The sequence below is a fragment of the Ruminobacter sp. RM87 genome, assembly GCF_000701925.1.
In the GTDB taxonomy this organism is placed as follows: domain Bacteria; phylum Pseudomonadota; class Gammaproteobacteria; order Enterobacterales; family Succinivibrionaceae; genus Ruminobacter; species Ruminobacter amylophilus.
In genome coordinates this window covers 1-5174 of record NZ_JNKD01000093.1, presented here as the reverse complement: position 1 = coordinate 5174, position 5174 = coordinate 1, and the positions used below count along the sequence as shown (strand labels likewise).

At 38.3% G+C, this 5174-nt stretch carries 3 protein-coding genes and 1 pseudogene; 1 reads left to right on the top strand and 3 read right to left on the bottom strand.

Features of this window, described 5'->3' with window-relative positions; genetic code table 11:
• Nucleotides 1–254: transposase (locus T489_RS0111880; protein ID WP_031580231.1), on the top strand; the 254-nt coding region annotated here is incomplete at its 5' end.
• Nucleotides 255–552: 298 nt separating this feature from the next.
• On the opposite strand, the gene T489_RS0111875 is transcribed toward T489_RS0111880, so the two are convergent.
• From T489_RS0111875 to T489_RS15290, 3 genes and pseudogenes are all read right to left on the bottom strand, one after another.
• Entirely contained in the window at nt 553–1158 is a 606-nt protein-coding gene (locus T489_RS0111875) for a DUF6273 domain-containing protein (protein WP_031580230.1), read from the bottom strand.
• 30 nt (nt 1159–1188) lie between these two features.
• Nucleotides 1189–4653, bottom strand: coding sequence for a DUF6273 domain-containing protein (locus T489_RS0111870; protein ID WP_031580229.1), 3465 nt, complete (start codon nt 4651–4653; stop codon nt 1189–1191).
• 219 nt (nt 4654–4872) lie between these two features.
• Nucleotides 4873–5174 (bottom strand): annotated as a pseudogene (locus tag T489_RS15290) (transposase); the annotation flags it as partial.

Genomic DNA, 5174 nt, shown 5'->3' with positions numbered 1-5174 from the left:
ATTACCCTGCCGACATACGTAAAGTGATGTATACGACCAATGCCATCGAATCTGTAAATTCAAGCCTTAGAAAGGTCACTAAAAAGGGATTCTTTGAAAATGAAAATTCGGTATTTAAAATTTTCTATCTCAGAATTACGGGTGAACTTGCCAAGAAATGGAACAATGCTAAAATACAGAATTGGGCAAAGGTTCTGAACCAGCTATCCTGTCTTGATGAAACCAGCACAAGGATAGCTAGGTACATTAGATAATTTTTCAAAAGGGGCTTAACAAGGGTTTACACGGAATCGCGTTCACTCTCTGTTTCAGTTTTTTTCGGACTCCCACGAACTTGCAGAAGTTTCCCCCGAAACTTGGAATAGCTTTTAAGAATTAATAATTTACTTTGTGTAAAAATTCTCCCCCAAAAAAACTTGCAATAGCCCCGAAAACGTTGATTTTACGAGGCTACAGAATCTTCTCTAAAACTTGCAATAGCTTTGACAGTGTTGCAAAGCTTTCTCATAAAAGAGCAGCGTAGCCGTGGTCGGATGATTTCAGATTAGAAGATTACAGATTGCAGATTACCCGCAAAGCTGGCCGAACAGCAATATGGACACGATCAACTTTGCCACCATTCAGATTAAGCACACCGTCTGAATAAACGTACGATGCGTGTGATTGACAGTTTCCCGGCGATCTAAGTCTCCAGTAACAATATCCATTATTAACATAAGCCCCTTGCTCACGAGCATAAGCTGTTGTTTTACATGTTCTGTCTTCATCATTACTGAAATACTTCTTTACCTCCGCAATACTGAGACAAAATATGCGATCTTTTGTATTTTCCCCTCCCCGAGTTCTAAATTTAGGATTGTCATCGTTCTCTATTTCTGAAATAAGAATCCTTTCTGCTTCTTCAGTTGAAAATGCTGATTTTAAGAAATCACTGTTAAGCCATTTTCTGAGATCACAATCTTCCCATGTTAGATTGGTCTGGTTACTGTTATATTGTATGCAGTCAAGAGCGTAACGGCTGATAAGAAGAACTTCAAGTTTATTTTTAGCAAATACACGATTGAGAAAATTGGTCTTTTTAACATCCAGAACAAGCCATTCAATAGGTGTTCTGAAACTGTCATTATCCTGAGGGTAAGCTCCAAAAGGAATAATCATTCCTTTTCGTATTCCTTTTTTTATTATTGCCTAAAATTCCTCGTGTGCCTGTGCCAGCAATTCCTTCTGTCTGCGTTCCTGTTCTTCTCGCTGTTTACGTTCCTCTTCCTCGCGCTGCTTTCGTTGTTCTAGTGTCTCATTGCAGATTATCCGTAAAGCGGGCCGAACAGCAAGGCTAACATAGTTGATGTCGCAGCCATACAGATAGAGCGAGCCGCCTGCTTCAACATACGCCGCATTGTCCTGATTGCGGCCCGGCGACCGGAGCCACCAGAAACATCTGTCGTTTTTAACATATGCGCCGTGGTTTCGTGCATAGGCAGTAGGTTCGCATCTTCTGTCATAATCACTTCTGAAATACTGTTCAGCCTCAGTTATACTGAGACAGAATACGTGATCTTTGGTGTCATTTCCACCTCTGGTTCGATATTCACGGTTTTCTTCATTTTTAAGTTCTGATACTTTAATTATTTTAGCCTCTTCTTCCGAAAACGCTGATTTAATAAAATCATTATTAAGCCATTTTCTAAGTTCACTATCTTCCCAAGTAATATCAGTATAATTATGGTGATACTGTTTGCAGTCAAGTACGTAACGGCTGATAAGAAGAGCTTCAATTTTATTATCCGTATTGAATAAACGATTGGTAAGTGAGGACTTTTTAACATCAAGCACAAGCCATTCAATAGGGACTCTGCAACCATTCTCATTTTGCGGATAGCTACCAAATGGAATAATCATCCCTTTTCTAATTCCTGTTTTTATTATTGCTAAAAAATTTTTGTAAGTCTGTGCTTGTAGTTCTTTTAGCTGTTTGAGTTCCTGTTCTTGTTCTTCACGTTGTCTGCGTTCTAATTCTTCATCGCATATTATCCTTAAAGCAGGACGGACGGCTAAGCCTCTGACGCCGACTCCGTGTCCACACAGACAAAGTCTTCCATCATTAAATACTTCAGCTGCGAAGAAACAATTTGGTGAGTTGCCAGAGAAAATATTACTTACATTTCCTCCAGGAGATCTAAGTAACCAATTGCAATAGTTTTGTCCTTTACCTACATATGTACCTTGTTGAACAGCGTAGGCTGTTGGTTCACATTTTCTATCTTCATCACTATTGAAATACCTCTCTGTCTCGGCAATGCTCAGACAGAATATACGATCATTAGTGTTATTACCACCCTTGGTGCCATATTCAGGATTGTTATCATTTTCAAGATTTGAAACTTTAATTTTTTTAGCATCAGCATCAGAAAATGCTGATTTTATAAAATCACTGTTAAGCCATTTTCTGAGATCACAATCCTCCCAAGTTAAGTTATCTACATAGCTATGATTATATAGTTTGCAATCTATGCCTTTACGACTTATGAGAAGTGCTTCATTTCCTGTTACATCGAGTACAAGCCACTCAATGGGAGCTTTAAAGCCGTATTTATTTTGAGGATAACTACCGAATGGGACAATCATCCCTTTTTTTAAACCTTTTTTTACTATTGATAAGAATTTTTGAGGAGCCTGGGTCAATTCTTCTTGAAGTCTGCGTTCTTCTTCCTCACGCTGTTTGCGTTCCTGTTCTTCTCGCTGTCTACGTTCCCGTTCTTCTCGCTGTCTACGTTCCTGTTCTTCTCGCTGTCTACGTTCCTGTTCTTCTCGCTGTCTACGTTCCTGTTCTTCTCGCTGTTTGCGTTCCCGTTCTTCTCGTTGTCTACGTTCCTGTTCCTCACGCTGTTTGCGTTCCTGTTCTTCTCGTTGTTTACGGGCTAGTTCTTCCTGTTTTCTACGAATTTTTTCATTTTTGCGTCTGTTTAGTTCATTCTGCCAATCCGCTAAGAGTCTTTCAAAACAATTCTTTATTTTTGAATTTATGCATTCGGTATATTCTTTAATATGATTTTGATTCTTATGCACCCATTCATAATATTGCTGTTCATTATTAATTTTTTGGGATTTGGTATAGGTTATTAATTCATCAATGTTTTGAAAAACATCATCTCCGATTTTTATGGCCATGTTTGGGTCTATAAAGGAACACAGTGCAATTATCTGAGTATCAAGTCTCTGTGCTTTAACTGTTGCAATCTTCTGTAGATTCTCAATTACACCAAGTTCTTCGATTTTTCCTGAAGTTTTATACCAGAAGCAAAGCAATTGTTTAATATTATTGAATTCCTCATTGAGGTTGCTACTTTTGTTAAACATTGCGCCAGTCAGCTTGTCTGATAAAAACTTCATGTTGCTATGGATTTTGACTGAGTCCCAATAAAGATCGTAATTACAGGAAGAGGCGCTTAATTCTATAAGCATTTTGGCATAAGCCATGTCTGAAACACCTGCTTCCTCACAATCCATTATGATACTGGCTGAGTTTTGCATATCCTGCTGAATGAAAAATTTTGAGGCAAAACCTCTGCCAATGTGTTTTTTGCCGTCTTTCCAGTTTGTTCCGAAAGCTTCTGTAAATTCAGGAAGAGTATTAAGTTTTACAATTTGCCCCTTGTTATTTCTGAAATCATATGGTTTGGAAAAAGTATATGATGATTCACCGGTACTACTGTCAGAATCAGAAATATCATTGCCAGAATTTAATTCACCTGGAACAGGAACTGTTTTTCCTTTAAGCCATTTTTCTATTTCTTTCCAGGTCCATCTGCGGTTCGGATTATTTACGTCATTACGATTTGATAAATCTTTGTAAGTGAGGCCTTTAATCAAATTTATGAGGTCAACAGGAAAATCAAGTGAAAAATTGATCTTCTGAATTGATGCGTTGGCTGCAAGTTCTCCTCTGTCGGAAGAATTCTTGTAAGGAGTATGTCCCTTAAAAAGTTCAAAAAGAGTAATCCCCAAGGAATAGAAATCTGATTCTTCCACCCACACGTTATTAAACGTTTCTGGAGCACAGTATTCAGGTGACATCCCTGTTTTAGTTATCAGTATGGATACCCCGTCATCTTTTGCAGAACTGATGCCAAAGTCAATGATGTGAATATGCCTTCCGTCGTTGGAAATCATCAGGTTGGCAGGTTTTATGTCTTTATGAATAATACCGTTTTTATGAAGATACTTAAGACCTTGAGAAACATCAGGTATAACAATATCTCTGATTACATCGTAAGATAAAGTCTTTCCGGCAAGGCTGCCATTTTTATAATAAGGCATTACAATGCATGGGGATTCGTTGTAATAACCGTGATCAATTATTTCAACAATTCCAGGAGATTTAAGTTCGGCAATCTTGTTTAATACTTCAGGCTTAACTGCATCCTTTCTTCTGTATATCTTTACCACCACAGGCTGGTTAGGGACTGAAGAAACAGAGGAAGCATTGCTGATTGCCATATATAAAGCAGCTTCCCCAGAAGGAGAATTGATTCGGTTGAGCAGAGTATACTGTTCCAACACCACGGTTCCGGTCAGATTATCAACTTCGCTGCCTGAACCGGTATTTATGAGAGTTTTGTTGTTTGTTGAATTCAGTATGGTTTTTGTAGTCATCGTTGTCTTACCTGGATGCTTACGTGGTATGGATTTACAGGTATACAATAGAACAGTTATCTTCTCATTTTGTTGGAGTGTGTGTAGATATATTTATTGATACACTTCAAAGTAGATCTGCTGATACCAATCATAGCAAATACATTAACATACGTATTTGTTTTAAGCACTTTTTGGGCGTGATTAATTAAAAGTTTCACAATTCTACGGACTATACCTCTAATTTTCAGTGTTTTGTGAAACTATAACCTTTCTTGGTCTCCCCCTCGGTCTACGAGGTGTTGTTTCGGACTGTTCTTTTACCTTGGGCTTTCTTCCTCTTTTCTTTGGTTCAGGTTTTGCTGCAGGAACTGAAAGTCCCAATTTTTCTAATGTTTCCATCACTGTATTGAGGGTGTGAACCCAGTATCCGTCATCTGATGATGCCGGTACATTTAAAGGCGCATCAGTCATTCTCCATGCGGATGACAGATCATCCATCATTTCGCCGTATGACATTTCTTTCAGAACTTCGGACTTCT